Consider the following 16,232-nt stretch of genomic DNA (forward strand, 5'->3'; position numbering starts at 1 on the left):
GAAGGTGTGTTCCGGGCAGGCTGGGGCCATCCATGGAGGAGGGCGGAGCCCGGTGCCGATGCCCGATAAGCTGGATCCATGCCTACGCCTGACCAGTCCTCCCCCGTTCCTGCCCGGAACACACCTTCGGCCTCCGAGGTCCTGTATACCGAGAAGCTATGGCCGTCCGTCTGGATCTGGATTGTGGTTGTTGGATTGTCCGGCGCGGGCGTTCTGATGTTTGGGCCCATCAGCGCCGCCACGGGCATCATCGCCGCTTTGGTCCTGCTGGCGATCATGACCATCATGTTGGTGCTTTCCACGCCCACCATCACGGTCACTGCCGACACCGTACGGGTTGGGCGGGCGAGCATAGACCGCGCATTCGTAGGTTCTGTCCAGGCGTTCAGAAAAGAGGAGGCCACTGCTGAACGTGGCCCGCGCCTGAACGGACTGGCTTATATGTGCTTCCGCGGCTGGATCGACGCCGTGGTCAAGATTGAGATCACCGACCCCGCAGACCGCACTCCTTACTGGCTGGCGTCCTCGCGTCGTCCGGATGAACTCGTTGCAGCATTGACCGCTTCCCGGAGCTAGCTCTCACACTCCTTGCAGTATTGGTGCCCGCCCCTTTCCGCGGCGATCTGGGACTTGTGCTTGACCAGGAAACAGTTGAAGCACGTAAATTCGTCAGGCTGCGGCGGCATGACCTGAATGAGGAGTTCTTCACCGGAGAGATCCGCCCCCGGCAACTCAAAGCCATCGGCGAGGTCGGTCTCGTCCACATCCACCGCCGAGGACTGCTTCCCCGACTGACGGGTCTTGAGTTCTTCCAGGGAATCCTCGCTGACATCTTCCTCGGTTTTTCGAGGGGCATCATAGTCCGTGGCCATGGTCCTTTTTGTCCTCCATACCTGTTCCGGGTGGAATACCGGATCGCAGGAACTCCCTGCCACCGGATTAAGGGTTCAAACGCCGGAAGCCCCGGATTTGTGCCCGATCTCGGCCAGATTGTCCTCCCCCTGGCCCTCAATGTCCATAGGCCCTCTTTCTTGGGTGCCCGTTGGCCCACAGCCCTCCGGACGTAACCTGTTTTCTGCGGAATATCACGGCACGCCCTTTGTCCTAGTAGGAAAAGACCCCCGCGGGTGGCAGAGTTTCGAATGTCAGTTATGCCATGTGGTGGAGGGTGTTATGCAGGATCTACGACTGGTAGGCGTCCACGACGACGGCGGGCATCTGCTCTTGAGCGGGCCCGGTGGTGCGATGTTCCAGCTTCCGATCGACGAAGCCTTAAGGGCCGCGGCGAGCCGCACCCCTGCCCAGGTGGCCGCACGCGCGTCCAACACAGCTATTGCCATGTCGCCCCGCGACATCCAGGCCAGGATCCGCAGCGGTGCCACTGCTACCGAGGTGGCCGAGCTTTCCGGCCTCCCCCTTGCCAACGTCCAACGCTACGAGGGCCCTGTGCTTGCCGAGCGTGAGTACGTGGTGCGCCAGGCCCGCAACATCGAAGTCGCCTCCCCTGCTCCCGGACATGACATCTACCGCTCGGCGTTTGGCGACACCCCGGCCACTCTGGGCGACATGGTTGACTACAGGCTCTCGGCGCACGGTATTGATTCCTCTACGGTGGACTGGGATTCATGGCGACGTCCGGACGGCACCTGGACGGTGGTCGCACGCTTCGAAACTGTTCCCGGCGCTCACGGAAGCATCGGCGAGGAACCGCCGGCCATGTGGACCTTCAGCCCCCAACGCAAATCGCTGCAGAACGCCAACCGTTGGGCCCAGCAGCTCAGCGAACTTGAGCCCATGGACGGTCCGGTCCCCGCCCGGCGGCTTGCTGCCGTCTCGGACAGGCCGTTCGACTTCGAGACCGACGCCGAAACTGCGGCGCGTGCGTCCGCGAAGGAATCAGACAGCCTTTTGGAAATGCTCCGTTCACGGCGCGGCCAACGCCTGGGCGTGGACGAAGACGGCGACGACGCCTTGGCCGTACTGCTGAGCAACGTTCCCGCAGCCCACCCCCGGCCCGGTGAAGAAGTGGACCAGGCAGCCGCGGATACCAGCCTCGCAGACGCTGAGCCCCTGGCCACCGGCGTGGAAGAGCCCACCCGTAAAGACGGCCGCCCTTCGATTTTGTCCCGGCTCAGCCTTGCTCCGCGGCACGTCGAGTCCCACGACGACGATGACTCCCTCAAGCTCCACAATGGGGTCAGCACCGACACCCGTGAAATAACGGTGGTAGCCAGTCCGCTGCGGCCGGTGACGCCGCTGACGGGGCGGAAGCCCGCAGGGCTGGACGAACTTCTGGGTGGCGGCGGCACCCCGCAACCACACGCGGAAGACCAGTCCGCCGGCGCACCCTCTGCCCGGGACCTCCATCAGGACGTGGCGTCGCAGGAGGAACAGGTAGATGCGGAAGCGCGCAAGGACGTTGATGCACCTGCCGAACGGCAGCCGTCCCGCCCCAAGCGTTCCAGCATCCCGAGCTGGGACGAGATCGTCTTCGGGGCCCGCGGCGACTAGCTCCAGGAGCTGGTGGACACGCCGGTTGGTAGGAACCTTGCCAGGCTGTTTCCTGGCCGGTCGAATCGCTTAGCTCTGCCGAAGGGCCCCTGCGCCGGGCCAGAGGCAGGCATCAATGTCGAACGGCAGTGTCTGGTCCGCCCCGGCCATCACATTGGCGCCATGGGCCGTTACACGCCGCATGTAGTGGCGACGGCACAAAGTCTCGTACCCCACCACCTGTGCGGGCAGCGTCTCCATCGGTAGTGCCTCCTGGACGTGCACCGTCTCCGTATGCGCAGCGTCGCCACTGTTTTGCGGCGCGACGTCGCCCACCATCACCTGGTCACCCTCCACCACCATAATGCCGTCCACGGTGCGGGCGTTTTGCGTTGCACGGCGGCCGCACCAGCACAAAGCTTCAACCTGGAGTACCTGGACTTTGTCGGCCAGTTCAATGAGCCGCTGAGAGCCTGGGAACAAGCGGGTGCGGAAGTCTGAAGTGATGCCGAAAGCGAAGACATCCACGTCCATCTCATCTACAACCCTTGCCAGTTGCTCCACTTGGAGCGGCGAGTAGAACTGGGCCTCGTCACAGATGAGGTAGTCCACGCGGAGCCCGGTGGTTCGCCGGGCTACCACTTCGTCCCAGAAGTCGGTGCCGTCCACAACTTCCACGGCATCGGTTTGAAGGCCAAGCCTGCTGGAGATTGTTGAATCACCGGCGCGGTCGTTACAGCTGAACCGCACGCCTCCGCGTCCCCGCGCCCGGTGGTTGTGGTCCATTTGGAGGGCAAGCGTGGACTTGCCGCAGTCCATGGTGCCCGAGAAGAAGACCAGCTCAGCCACGTTTGCCCTTTCTACCTGCAGCTGTGAAGCACAGCAACGGTACTTCGCGTTCGGCTTTGGTCAGGGATCCGTGTTGCCCCACCACTTCCATCGAGGACGGGCGTGCCCTTCGCGTGTCGTAAAGGGCCAGGGTGTCCCGCGCCGCGATCATGACGTCGCCAATCCGGGGAGCGACCTCGGGCCGTACCGGGCCGAACAACCCTGCGTTAACGGCCTGCTCCCGTGTAAAGGCCCAGATCCTTTCACCAAAGCGCGAACGCCAGGCCGCGATCAGGGATTCCCGATGGGCCGGGGTGGTGTCCGGTTCAAGGTAGAGATGCACCATGCGGGGTTCCCCGGCAGTATGGCGGACTCCGGCCACCAGGGCGTCGTCAGCGGAGTAGTCGATCCTCTGGGATTCAGGGACGTCCAGCATGCCGTGGTCACCGGTTACCAGGATGGTGGTGCCGGCTGGCAGGGTGGCTGAGAGCCTCTTGACGGTGGAGTCGAGTTCTTCGAGTTGGTGCTCCCAGCGGTCCGACTGGCAGCCGTAGCGGTGACCTGCTTTGTCCAGCTCGTTGGCGTAGAAGTACATCAGGGAACGGCCACCGCCGGACATTGCCTCGGCGGCCGCGGCGGTCCGGGCATGGAGCGTGGTGCCACCAACAAAGCGGCTGCCGCGGAGTGCTGCCTGGGTCATCGGGGAATTTCCGAACTGCGGCAGGCTGACGGTTACGACGTCCAGTTCTCCGGCCAGCCGTTCGAAGACCGTCGTGTGAGGCTGCCACTGTGCAGGATCCACGTTGGCATCCCAATTACCCAAGAGGTTGACTACTTTGTCCTGGGCGGGATCGAGGACGTCGTACCCCACCATGCCGTGCTGCCCTGCCGGTAAGCCGGTGCCGAGGCTCGCCAAGGACGCCGCCGTAGTGCTGGGGAAGGCGGCGTCGATCCACGTGGGGATGTTGCCTTGTCCCGCAGCCATAACCGTGCGAAGGAAAGGCGTGTGTGAGGACTTCTGCTTCAAGAGGTTGCGGCCGAGGCCATCGGCAAGGACCACGCAAACACGCTGCGCTGATGGCAGCTGTAAGTGGTTGGTAAATCCGGACACGCCCAGGGATGCGGCAGAGCTGGTGAGGACTTCTGCAATGGATTTGCTGCCGAAAAGCGGGGGCGATGGGAGGTCAACGGCCGGAGCGCCGATCATGGAGGTATTTACCGGGTTCTGTGCGGTTTCCTTCAACGCTGGTGTCCGCGGCTGAGGCGGTTGCTGAAGACGCCCGAGCGCGGCCTTGGTGCCGGGATGCCGGCATGTTGGGCCGGTGACGGGTTGCCCGTATTGACCGCACGCAGTGCACGGGCAAAGATCTTGGCGTCCTGAACTGCCTGGAGCCCGTCTGCCTCTGCGCTGATCCGCAGGACGATGTCTTCCTGGGCGATGGTTCCGCTGTAACCGTGATCGGCTTCGCACTGGGGATCCCCGCAACTTGCCGGCCCCATGTCCAGGCGTTGGCCGCCCGACCAGGCAATGGACAACGTCATTTCACGGACGGGATCAGAGGGCTTGTAGTCCTGGGGTTGGGCATACATGTAGCTGAGGACCACTGAGCGGATCTGTGCCACCGGCACCGACTCCGTGGAAACCTGGGCAACGATCTGCTCTCCGGCTTCATCCAGTTGTTGGTCATCCACGTGGGTAATCACCAGCATGTCTTCGGTGAGAACGAGCACAGTGATGTGCCTACGGACCTCGGCCCGATCAAAATGGGTCTCCAGGTGGACCAAGTGGGAGAGGCACTCCCGGCCGTCCAGGGCGTCATCAACGACGTCGGCCACCAACCGCGGGTAGAAAGCTGCCTGCTGCAGCGCCTGGTCCAGGCTCTGTCCCTGCGAGCTGTGATGGTGGGCGGTGTGGGGCCCGGCATTGGACGGGCGGGATTGAGGCGTCGGAGACTGGGTGCTCATTCCCCCATTTTCACAGATCGCTTGGTGAGTACCTAACTGTGCGGCGCGCTCCTGTGGCTAACTCCGCATCGCGCGGCGGGCACTGTCAGTGCGCTGCGCTGCGTTGCCGATCCACACATCCGCCCCCAGGATGGTGGCCCCGGTGGGACCCGCCAGGACGGGGTTGAACTCCACCAGAGCGATCCCGGGGTGGTCGTCCTTGAGCTTGGCAAGCCGGGCCGCGATGTCCTCCAGTGCTGCCACATCTACGGCAGGAAGTCCTTGGTACCCAAAGAGCTTCCTGGACGCCCGGGGTGAACGGATGACGTCATGGAGGTCGGCAGCGGCCAGCGGCGGCACCCGATGCGCCCAGTCATCGAGCAGGTTGACGGCATCGCCGGCCAGCCCAAAGGACAATACCGGCCCCAGGAGGGGGTCTTCCATGGCTCGGAAGGTGCAGGCCTGCCCAACCGGCGCCATTGCCTGGACTTCGAGCGACGGCGATCCGTAAGGCTCCAAGGCGCGGCGCATTTGGGCGACGTTCTGCCGCAGGGATTCGGCGTCCTGAATATCCAGTCGCACACCGCCCAGATCCAGTCGGTGCCTCAGCGCCGGGTCGGTGGTTTTGAGGACCACCGGCCAGCCCACAGTTTCCGCGGCCTGCACGGCCTCATCAGCGGTTCCAAATCCGAGCGTCGGCACCACATGGATTCCGTAGCCTGACAGCAGCGCCGCGGCAGCACCGGCGTCGAGCTTCCTGATCTTCTCGCCGGTAACACCGGCCAACATCGAGGTCAGCATGTCCTTGGTGCCGTCGACGTCGCAGTCCTCGGGCTCCACAAAGAGCCCTTGGTCCCGGTCGCGCCACTGCGCGTACCGCACGATCGCCCCAAGGGCGGCCACGGCGGCACCGGCATTGGAGTAGCACGGCAGCACGGGGGTACCTGCAGCGCCCACCATGCCCTCAACCTGCACGGAGGGATCCAGAATCCCGGTGAACGCCGCAACGACGGGTTTGCCGGCCTCGGCAGCACACTCGGCAAAAACGCCGGCGAGCGACTCCACGGTCAGCCCGCGCGCCGGGAGAAGTGCGGCCACCACAGCATGCACGGACTCGTCCGCGAGGCTTTCCTTGAGGCTGGCCCTCAATGCCGGAAGTGCCACAGACATTCCGGCATCGAGGTCGATGTCCGTCACCTGCTTGATCACCTCCAGCCCGTACGGCACGGCGGTATCGGCAACCACTTTGGCCAGCGCCACGGAATTGGAGTAGACGGCTACACCCGGTCCCTTGGGCAGCGCCTGCGAGGACGCTATTTGGGCGATATCCATGAGTTGTTCGATCGTCTCAACACGGATCACGCCAGCCTGGCGCATCATCGCGTCCACTGCCGCTGCCGGCGCCTGGGTGGTGCGGACCTCGTGCCCGGGAGGCAGGCTCAGGCCCGTGACGTCGGACTTGGCGACGATCACGGGTTTACTGCGCGACAACCTTCGGGCCAGTCGGGAGAACTTGCGGGGATTGCCGATGGACTCAAGATAGAGGCCAACGGCGGAAGTATCGGCGTCGTCTTCCCAATACTGCATGGCATCGTTGCCGGATACATCCGCGCGGTTTCCAGCCGACATGAACGAGGACAATCCGAGCCGGCGGCGGCTGGCAGCCGCGTAAACCGCCACACCCACGGCAGCGGACTGGCTGAACAAGCCCAGGCTGCCCCTGGGCGGCATGGTGGGGGCCATGGAAGCGTTCAGGGACACCGCCGGGTGCGTATTGAGGATGCCGAGGGACTCGGGCCCAATGACGCGCATCCCGTTTGCCCTGGCCCGCCGTACCAACTCATGTTGACGCGCGAGTCCCCGCTCGCCGTCGTCGGCAAATCCGGCCGTGGCCACCACGATCCCCTTGACGCCGGCGGCGGCGCAGTCGTCCACCACCTTGGGTACTTCTTCATAGGGAACAGCGATGATGGCCAGCTGCACCGGCCCCGGGATCTCGGACAACTTTCCGAAGGAGACCATTCCGGCGAGTTCGAACGCTTCCGGGTTGACGGCGTAGACCGGCCCCTTGAAGCCGCCTTCAATGATGTGTTCCAGAAGTTGGTAGCCCACGGTCCCCCACTTGCGGCTGGCACCGATGACGGCCACCGACGACGGCGACAAGAGGTCGCGCACGCTGCGCGCCTCCGCGCGGTGTTCGCGTGACTCCATGACGGCCCGCGATTTCTCAGTGGGATCGATATTGAATTCAACACTCACCACGCCGTCGTCGAATTGGCGTTTGACGTCATAGCCGGCGTCGGCGAAGACCATCAGCATCTTCCGGTTGTCCGGCAGGACTTCCGCCGTGAAGCGGCGAATGCCGTTTTCCCGGGCAGCAACGGCCAGGTGTTCCAGGAGGATGGACCCGATCCCGCGCCCTTGATGGGCGTCGGAAATGTTGAAGGCCACCTCGGCCTCTGTTGGATCGTCAAGACGGTCGTAGCGGCCGATCCCCATGATTTCGCCGCCGATGGTAATGACGAACGCGACGCGGTTGATGTGGTCCACTTCCGTGAAACGCCGGACTTCCTTACCGGAGAGCTTGGGTTTGAATGAGAAAAACCGCATATAGATGGATGCCTGCGACTGGCCGGCATGGAACGCCTGCAAAGCGTCCGCATCTTCAGGTCGTATTGGGCGAAGGTGGGCTGTCCCGCCGTCGCGCAGCACGACATCAGCTTCCCAATATTCCGGATAAATGCCGACGCCGGGCTGATCCACCATAGGCTTAGCCTAGCTAAAACATCCGCAGTACAACTTTCGAGGATTTACCGACCCCATGGCCCGCAGCCAAAAATCAGCACGCACAGCCGAACCTCTCGGCGATTTCACCGAGAATATCGTGGACATCGACGTCACGTCAGAGATGGAAGGCTCCTTCCTGGAGTACGCCTACTCGGTGATTTATTCGCGTGCTCTCCCGGACGCCCGCGACGGACTGAAGCCTGTTCAACGGCGCATCCTGTACATGATGTCCGACATGGGCCTCCGCCCGGATCGCGGACACGTCAAGAGCGCGCGCGTGGTGGGCGAGGTCATGGGCAAGCTCCACCCGCACGGCGACACCGCGATCTATGACGCCATGGTGCGCATGGCGCAGGATTTTTCCCTCCGCCTTCCGCTGATTGATGGCCACGGCAACTTCGGATCGCTCGACGACGGACCGGCAGCACCGCGGTACACAGAGGCACGGTTGGCGGCAGCCGCCCTGACCATGACAGACCACTTGGACGAAGACGTAGTGGACTTCGTCCCCAACTACGACAACCAGCTGACGCAACCCGATGTCCTCCCTGCCGCTTTCCCCAACCTGCTGGTTAACGGCACCACTGGCATCGCAGTGGGCATGGCGACGAACATGCCTCCACACAACCTCGTTGAGGTAATTGCCGCTGCGCGTCACCTGATCGCCAGCCCCGACGCCACGTTGGATGACATTATGAGGTTCATCCCGGGCCCCGACCTTCCCACCGGTGGCCGGATCGTGGGCTTGGATGGAATTCGCGACGCCTACGCCACAGGTCGCGGATCCTTCAAGACCCGCGCCAAGGTGGAAGTGGAGCAGCTTTCGGCCCGACGCACCGGGCTGGTAGTGACCGAACTGCCCTACATGGTGGGTCCGGAGAAGGTGATCGAGAAGATCAAGGACGCCGTCAACGCCAAGAAGCTCACGGGCATCAGCGATGTGGTTGACCTCACGGACCGTAATCATGGCCTTCGCCTGGTCATCGAACTGAAGAACGGCTTCAATCCCAACGCCGTGCTGCAGCAGCTGTACCGCTACTCGCCCATGGAAGATTCCTTCGGCATCAACAATGTCACCCTGGTGGACGGCCAGCCGCAGACGCTGGGCCTGCTGCAGTTGCTGCAGGTGTACGTCGAACACCGCCTCAATGTGGTGCGCCGCCGTACCTCCTTCCGCCTTGGCAAGAAGAAGGATCGTCTCCACCTGGTGGAGGGCTTGCTGATCGCAATCGTGGACATCGACGAAGTCATCCAGATCATTCGTTCCTCCGACGAAGCCTCAGCAGCGCGGGAACGCCTCATGTCCATCTACGACCTCACCGAGATCCAGGCCAATTACATCCTGGAACTGCGCCTGCGGCAGTTGACCAAATACTCACGTCTTGAACTGGAGAAGGAGCAGGACGAACTCCGCCGCGAGATCGAGGCACTGGAAGCCATCCTTGCCTCTGATGCGTTGCTCCGCGATCTCGTCTCCGGCGAGTTGGCCGTGATAGCGGACAAGTACGGCACTCCCCGGCGCACTGTGCTCCTGGAGTCGGAAGCAGTCTCACCCACCGTTGCCGCAGCATTGGCAGCATCAGCACCCGGCCCCAAGGGCAAAGCCGCAGCCCTGCCCCTGGAAATCCCCGACGACCCCTGCTGGGCCTTACTCAGTGCCTCGGGCCAAATCGCCAGGACTTCCAACCAGGAACCGCTGGCCGAAGCGGGCCCCCGGACCAAGCATGATGTATTCCGCTCGGTGGTGAAGACCACCGCGCGGGGCGAAATCGGTGCGGTCACGTCCCAGGGACGCATGCTGCGGCTCCAAGTGATGGACATGCCCGTGTTGCCACCGATGTCAGGCCTGCCCAACCTGGCCGGTGGCGTACCGGCCAAGGACTTCATCACGTTGCTTAAGGGCGAAACCCTGGTGGCGTTCGTGCCTCTGGACGCCGTCCTGGCCATTGGCACGGTTCAGGGCGTCGTGAAGCGTGTTCAGCCGGATTATCCCCTGAACCGTGAAGACTGGGAGATCATCGCCCTGAAGGACAAAGACTCGGTCCTGGCGGTGGAACCGGCGCAGGAAGAGAACGTCGATCTGGTGTTCGTGACACGGCAGGGACAGTTGCTTCGATTCAGTGCATCGAACGTTCGCCCGCAGGGACGCACAGCCGGTGGCATGGCCGGCATCAAGCTGGCTGCCGGCGACGAAGTGATCCACTTCGGTACCGTTCGCGCGGACGATCCTGCCGCCGTCGTGGTGACTATTGCCGGAACCACCGGCGCCCTTCCCGGCACGGCCCCCGGAACCGCAAAGGTAACCGCTTTTGAGGAGTATCCCGCGAAAGGCCGGGCCACCGGCGGCGTCCGGGTCCACCGCTTCCTCAAGGGCGAAGACACCCTGCTTCTGGCCTGGGCCGGGCACGGTCCGGCCAAGGCTTCATCCGCCGCAGGCGTGGCCCGGGCACTCCCCCACGAGCATGGTCGCAGGGATGGATCCGGCGTCCCGCTGTCCCAGCCCGTGGAAGCAATCGGCCCGAGCATGGCATGGGCTGACGCAGCAGAATAACCGGAGGGACTCTCCGCCGGGCGCAACAAAACTGCCAGGCGCAACAAATCTGCCAGGCACATCAAAGGCCGGGGGTCATCAAACCCCCGGCCTTTGCGATGCCGTGGCGTTAGGGCCACCGCGTGGGCTAGCCGCTTTGGTTAAGGCTCAGTATGTTTCCCTCGCTGTCCAGGAACCAGGCCGCGGCGCTACCGTCGGGCATGGTGGCCACTCCGTCCTCGGTCTTTAAACCGGGGAAGTCGTAGTCCTCAAACACAACTCCCTTGCCCCGGAGCTCCTGCACGGCGGCTTTTAGGTCACTGACCATCCAGCCGATCTGGGTGTTCTTGGCAGTCCCTGCATTCGGTGTCTGATAGATGAAGAATCCCGTTCCGTCGCCGCATTTGTACTGAAGGTTGTCCTCATCATCCGGATTTTCGGGTTCCAGACCGAGTTTTTCGCTGTAATACGCGCGTGCCCGGGCTATGTCGTGTGCCGGTAGGACGGCACCAACCTGCTGATCCTTGAGCATTGCTTTCTCTTTCCGGCTCTCCCCCCGGAACGAACTTTACTCCCGGGAGAGTCCATCCGTAATCCAAAAATGACACCAACTTTCCCGGCCTGTTCGAAGGTGTTTGCCGGGCGGCTTAGACTAGCCGCATGCCGATCATCCCTGATGAAAAAGACTGGACCTGGGTGCTCTCTGAGCCCTGCCCCGAGTGCGGCTTCGACCCCGTAACGGTGACTCCTTCCACGGTGCCCGGCATCGTCCTGAACATGCTCCCGCGGTGGCGGGCCGTGCTGCGCAGGGAGGACGTGGCCACCCGCCCCAATGACCACACCTGGTCCAACCTTGAGTACGCATGCCACGTCCGCGACGTCTTCAGCCTGTTCGACCAGCGCCTGAACCTCATGCTCACAGGGGATGACGCCCGGTTCGCCAACTGGGACCAGGACCAGGCCGCGATAGATGGCGAGTACGGCTCGGCGGACCCACGGACGGTGGCCGATCAACTCGAAGCCGAGGGGAAGGAGATTGCGGAATCCTTCGCCAGAGTCACCGAGGATGACTGGCAGCGGACCGGAACGCGCAGCAATGGATCCTCATTTACCGTGCTGACGTTCTCCCAGTATTTCCTCCACGATGTTGTTCACCATCTTCATGATGTGGACGGCTAGGAAGCTAGAGCATTTTCTCCCACGTCATGCTGCGGTTCACGGGCGTGTAGCCCATGCCCAGGTAGAGTTCCAGCGCCCCGGTGGGATTGGCTGAGTCCACGTCCAGTGATGCCACCTCCATTCCGGCTGAGGCGTAGCGCTGCATGGCATCGGCGAGCAGTGCTTGGGCTATGCCCCGGCCCCGGTAGGCACGCCGCACGCCAAGGAGCTCGGTGTAGCCTTCCTTGAAGCCGCGCTCCGCAGCAGAGTCGGGATCGAAGCTGGTGAGCTGATAGCCGGCCACCTCGCCGGTGGACGAATCAATGACCACTGCACTGAGATCGGGCCGGGCAGTGGGTTCCTCGATGGTGAAGCGCCACGATTCTTCGTCCCGTGGCTCGCTCCCCCAATGGTCCCTGAACGCGTCGTTGTGGGCCTGGCGTACGGGTTCAAAAAGCGAAGGCTCCAGCGTCCTAAGCTCAAGCCCTGCTCTCAGGGCGGCCCGGGGCAGCTCGTCCGAAAGAGGCCGGTGCATTTCGTTGAACCAGCGCACAGCACCGTAGCCATGGCCCATCAGAAGCTTCGCCTGGTGCTCGTGCTGTTCCTCGGTCTGGATCCGGAGGCGGGGCGGCGCACTGGTGTGACCGGCCGCCTCATCGGCGTGAAACCTGTTGCGCACTTGTCCTTCCTGCCACATCAGGATTGCGGAGCCGATCCCCCGTTGCTGCCATTCCGGGTCAACGCACGCCATGCCGGTGGCTTTGTCCCCGTCCGGGTTCTTGGCGATGCGTCCATAGGCACGGGCTACTCCGCCTGCGTCCAGGCCCAGGAGCGTGCTTGTCTCAGCCGGGTTCTTGGAGGACTCCATGACGTGGAGCAGGTCGCCACGCTTTTCGTACCAAACGGGATGTTCGACGGCGGCCGTACGGGCGATCAGGCCCGCCCAGTTATCGAGGTCCTCCATAGTGGCTGGCCGCCAGCTCAGACCGGTGGCAACGGCATCAGGCAGGGCTTGGCTTGAGGATTCAAACGGCATGCCAACAGGCTACTGAGGAGTAGGCCTTCCCACCAGTTCCGCCGCGCCCTGCGCCGTGAGTCCGTCACGTTGCTCCGCGGAAACCTGACCCCCAGGCAATTCCAGCCGCGAGTCTGAGGGATCAATGTCCTCCGGATTGTGGGTAACCAGCACAACGGTGACGTCCTTGAGTCCGTTGCGCAGGATGGCCATCATTTCCCGCGCCGAGCCCGCATCCAAATGCGCAGTCGGTTCGTCAAGCAGCAGCACGGAGGCTCCGGTCAGGAGTGTCCTGGCCATGGCCAGGCGCTGGCGTTCACCGCCGCTGAGGAAAGAGCCGCCTGGTCCGATCCGGGCGTCGAGTCCGTCCGGCAACGCTTCAACCACGGAATCAAGCCCGACGTCGGCCAGTGCCTTGTGCATTTCGGCCTCGCTGGGCTTTGCGGCAGCTGGCCGGCTCAGGAGGAGGTTGCCTCGGATTGTGGAGTCGAACAGGTGTGCTTCCTGGGGGCACCATGCCGCCGTGCCGGAAAGCTTCACAGTGCCTTCCGCCAGGGGTAGGAATCCCAGTAGCACCGAAAGCAGGGTGGACTTACCGGCCCCGGAGGGGCCGGTCACGGCAAGCCAACGGCCGGGTTCTGCCTCAGCGTTGACGCCGGCGAACACTTTCGGGCCACCTGGCCACGCCGCCGAGGCGCCCTTCAGCTCCAGTCCAGCCTTATCCGGACGATCAGGCAGTTGCCGCGTGCCGCCGTCGTGTTCTTTCGCAAGGTTCGCTTCTGCAGGGTCGGTGGTGCCAGGGGTATCCAAAGCACCGGATGATGCCACCCGGTCCAGGACGGCCGCGAGCGCCGGGGCTTGGCGCACAGCTGAGACGATTCCACCGAAGGGTTCCACCAGGGCCAGTTGCATCAGGACAATGACGGCCGCGAGTTCGGGAGCAATAGTGCCATTGAGCACGGCGGGTGCGCTCAGGGCTCCGGCCCAGAGGGCGGCCAGAGAGCACGCAAGGACGATCACGGCCTGCCCGAGTCCTTCGGCCCACGCAGAGCGCTGGGCAGAGAGGGTGGCGCTGCGGTCCTTGGCACGCAGTGCTTCAAGGACCGGCTCCCCCACCCCGTTGGCGTTGAGTTCGGCACGGGCGTCAAGGGCGGCAGCCACTCCCCGCAGCACCACTGACCGCAGCTTTTGTTCGGCACTGGCGGCGTTCCTGTCAGCCAGGACGGCCAGGATCGGCGCTGCGAGCAGGCCTGCCACGGCGGCCACAACAATCGCCGGCAATGCATCGGGTAAAACGATGGAAGTGGCGAGGATGGCCGCAGCTCCGACTCCGACGGCGGTCACGGGCGGTAGGACAACCCGGGGAAGAAGGTCCCGGAGGGTATCTACGTCGTCCACGATTGAGCCCAACACGTTGCCGCCTTGGAGGAGGCGCCGGAGGGAAAGGGCCCTGCGGCTTAACGATGCCCAGAGTGCGCCGCGGAGGCGGGTCATGGCGGCGAAGACTGCATCATGGGTCAAAAGCCGCTCGCAGTAGCGCAGAACGGCCCTTCCGATGCCGAAGAACCTCACTCCGACGATCGCGCCGAGCAGGTAGAGAATGGGCGGCTGCTCGCTGGCCCGGATGATGAGCCATCCGGACAGGCCGGACAACGCGACTGCGAAGAGGGCGGCCAGGACGGCCACCGCGCCGGCGGCGGCGAACTTCCAGCGCACGGGTTTCAGGGCCCGGAGAAGAGCCCCCAGGCTGCTGGTGGAGGGAGGTGTTGGGAGGTCTTGGTGTTGGGCGGCGCCCTTAGGGGGGACCACAACTGCCCCTGCGCTTGCAGCATCTCCGCTCGGACTGATCGTTCCGGGAACTGAGGACGCTGAGTGTTGGTTCTGATGCCGGCTTCCTACCGGTACCACGTGGTCGGCGAGCGCCCGGGTGGCGGCGTCGTGGGCCACCAGGATCACGGTCACGTTGCCGCGGACCGCCTCTATGGCGCGGCGGACCACGCTTGCCGAGTATTGGTCCAGATGGGCGGTTGGTTCGTCGAGCAGCAGGGTGGTAGCCCCGGCTTCCACCCGTGCCAATCCACGGGCAAGTGCTATTCGGCGCAGTTCGCCTGGGCTCAGTTCCGCGGGATGCTTGGCCGCCAGGTGGCCGGCTGAGGCTTGCCGGAGAACACGGGTGGCTGCCTCGGCTGTGTTCCCCGCATATCCGTGCAGATAGAGCTCAATTTCCTGCTGCACCGTTTTGTTGGTCATGACCGGGTGTTGCGGAACCCACGCGATTGTCCCTGGCGACGCACCGTTAACCGTCCCGGTAACCTCCGCGCCTGGCCCTGGACCGATAAGCCCGGCAAGGACGCCCAGGACCGTGCTCTTCCCGGAGCCGCTGACGCCGTCGAGGGCTGTGACACGTCCCGGCTCAGCTGTGAAGCTGAGGGGCCCGACGGCGGCGGCGGACCGTCCGTTGTAGGTCACCGACAAGTCGGTCACCACCACGCCCGCCGGGGCTGCGTCGGACGTCCTCCCATGCTGGAGGTGCTCATGCGAGGGAGCGTCCAGCACGGCATTGGTGGTCTCAAGGGCCGCCCTGCCGTCATCGCTGGCGTGGTGGGCGGTGCCAAGCTCCCGGAGGGGAAGGTAGCAGTCCGGCGCCAGGATCAAGGCCAGGAGTCCGGCTTCGAGGGGCATGTCGCCATGCACCAGCCGGACACCAATGAAGACCGCCACCACGGCCACTGAGATGGTTGCGATGAGTTCCAATGCCAGGGCGGAGAGGAACGCCGTGCGGAGGGTGCCCATGGTCCGGGTGCGGTATTGCTCGGAGATATCTTCCAGTGCTGCGCGCTGTTCGGTGGCGCGTCCCAGACCCACCAGGACGGGAAGACCTTTAGCGAGCTCGAGGATGTGGCCGGACAGTTTCCGGAGCGTGCTTTGCGCCTCCCTGACAGTGTCTTCGGTGTGCCGTCCTATCAGCACCATGAACAGTGGCACCAAAGGGACCGTCAGGACGATCACCACGGCACTTACCCAGTCGGCGAAGAGTATCCGGGCTCCGATCAGCAGCGGGACCGTTGCGCAGTTCACTATTGCCGGCAGGTACTGGGTGTAGTAGTCGTCCAGCGCGTCCAGTCCGCGCGTCGCGAGGATCGCCAGCCCGCCGTCGTTCATTCCCGCCACGGGCGATGAACCGGCGTCGGACAGTGAGCGCCTCAGCAGCCGCGCCCGCAGTTCCTCCTTGACGCCCAGGGCCGCCCGCCTGGAGGCGATGCCTTGGCCCCACACTGTCAGCGATCGCAGAACGGCGCCGGCCGCACCCCAGACAAGTCCGTTGTGCCACTCTCCTGATCCGGAGGCGAGCCCTGCCAGCATTCCCGCTACGGCTTGCCCCATGAGCACCAGGAACAGTGCCTTGAGGGCGGACATGAGGCCGATTGCGTACAGCGCCGATCGCGTGGCCGGGCCGGAGGGGAACACGGGTTTCATGGA

At 64.1% G+C, this 16,232-nt stretch carries 12 protein-coding genes; 4 read left to right on the forward strand and 8 right to left on the reverse strand.

The genetic code is table 11. The features are described 5' to 3' along the window. The first annotated feature begins 78 nt into the window (after positions 1–78). A complete protein-coding gene (locus EU811_RS16835; protein WP_142939474.1) occupies positions 79–576 on the forward strand; it encodes a DUF3093 domain-containing protein in 498 nt (165 codons plus the stop codon). On the opposite strand, the gene EU811_RS16840 is transcribed toward EU811_RS16835, so the two are convergent. Then, positions 573–872, reverse strand: coding sequence for a DUF4193 domain-containing protein (locus tag EU811_RS16840; protein WP_024820531.1), 300 nt, complete (start codon positions 870–872; stop codon positions 573–575). The genes EU811_RS16835 and EU811_RS16840 overlap by 4 nt on opposite strands. 301 nt (positions 873–1,173) lie before the next feature. Between EU811_RS16840 and sepH the strand changes: the two genes are divergently transcribed. After that, positions 1,174–2,511: a septation protein SepH gene (gene sepH, locus EU811_RS16845; RefSeq protein ID WP_142939475.1), complete on the forward strand. Its 1,338-nt coding sequence runs from the start codon at positions 1,174–1,176 to the stop codon at positions 2,509–2,511. A 69-nt stretch (positions 2,512–2,580) separates the two neighbouring features. On the opposite strand, the gene EU811_RS16850 is transcribed toward sepH, so the two are convergent. From EU811_RS16850 to EU811_RS16865, 4 genes are read right to left on the reverse strand one after another with little or no spacing between them, the layout of a single operon-like run. Beyond that, a complete protein-coding gene (locus EU811_RS16850; protein WP_142939476.1) occupies positions 2,581–3,339 on the reverse strand; it encodes a thymidine kinase in 759 nt (252 codons plus the stop codon). Then, positions 3,332–4,561 (reverse strand): alkaline phosphatase family protein, encoded by a 1,230-nt coding sequence (locus EU811_RS16855; RefSeq protein ID WP_142939477.1) that lies wholly within the window; start codon positions 4,559–4,561, stop codon positions 3,332–3,334. Before EU811_RS16855 ends, EU811_RS16850 begins: the two co-directional genes overlap by 8 nt. Beyond that, positions 4,558–5,283 (reverse strand): DUF5998 family protein, encoded by a 726-nt coding sequence (locus EU811_RS16860; RefSeq protein WP_142939478.1) that lies wholly within the window; start codon positions 5,281–5,283, stop codon positions 4,558–4,560. Before EU811_RS16860 ends, EU811_RS16855 begins: the two co-directional genes overlap by 4 nt. Positions 5,284–5,340: 57 nt before the next feature. Continuing rightward, positions 5,341–8,028, reverse strand: coding sequence for a bifunctional acetate--CoA ligase family protein/GNAT family N-acetyltransferase (locus tag EU811_RS16865; protein WP_142939479.1), 2,688 nt, complete (start codon positions 8,026–8,028; stop codon positions 5,341–5,343). A 55-nt stretch (positions 8,029–8,083) separates the two neighbouring features. Between EU811_RS16865 and EU811_RS16870 the strand changes: the two genes are divergently transcribed. Further along, entirely contained in the window at positions 8,084–10,600 is a 2,517-nt protein-coding gene (locus tag EU811_RS16870) for a DNA gyrase/topoisomerase IV subunit A (protein ID WP_142939480.1), read from the forward strand. A 127-nt stretch (positions 10,601–10,727) separates the two neighbouring features. On the opposite strand, the gene EU811_RS16875 is transcribed toward EU811_RS16870, so the two are convergent. After that, on the reverse strand, positions 10,728–11,111 hold the full coding sequence (locus EU811_RS16875; RefSeq protein WP_142939481.1) for a VOC family protein: 384 nt from the start codon (positions 11,109–11,111) through the stop codon (positions 10,728–10,730). A 128-nt stretch (positions 11,112–11,239) separates the two neighbouring features. On the opposite strand from EU811_RS16875, the gene EU811_RS16880 reads away from it, so the two are divergent. Continuing rightward, positions 11,240–11,758, forward strand: coding sequence for a DinB family protein (locus tag EU811_RS16880; protein ID WP_142939482.1), 519 nt, complete (start codon positions 11,240–11,242; stop codon positions 11,756–11,758). Positions 11,759–11,762: 4 nt separating this feature from the next. On the opposite strand, the gene EU811_RS16885 is transcribed toward EU811_RS16880, so the two are convergent. Next, complete coding sequence (locus EU811_RS16885; protein ID WP_142939483.1) at positions 11,763–12,773, reverse strand: GNAT family N-acetyltransferase; 1,011 nt, start codon at positions 12,771–12,773, stop codon at positions 11,763–11,765. Positions 12,774–12,782: 9 nt separating this feature from the next. Further along, entirely contained in the window at positions 12,783–16,229 is a 3,447-nt protein-coding gene (gene cydD / locus EU811_RS16890; RefSeq protein ID WP_142939484.1) for a thiol reductant ABC exporter subunit CydD, read from the reverse strand. Between the last annotated feature and the right edge of the window lie 3 nt (positions 16,230–16,232).

It is taken from the genome of Arthrobacter sp. TS-15 (assembly GCF_006964045.1).
Classification (GTDB): Bacteria; Actinomycetota; Actinomycetes; order Actinomycetales; family Micrococcaceae; genus Arthrobacter.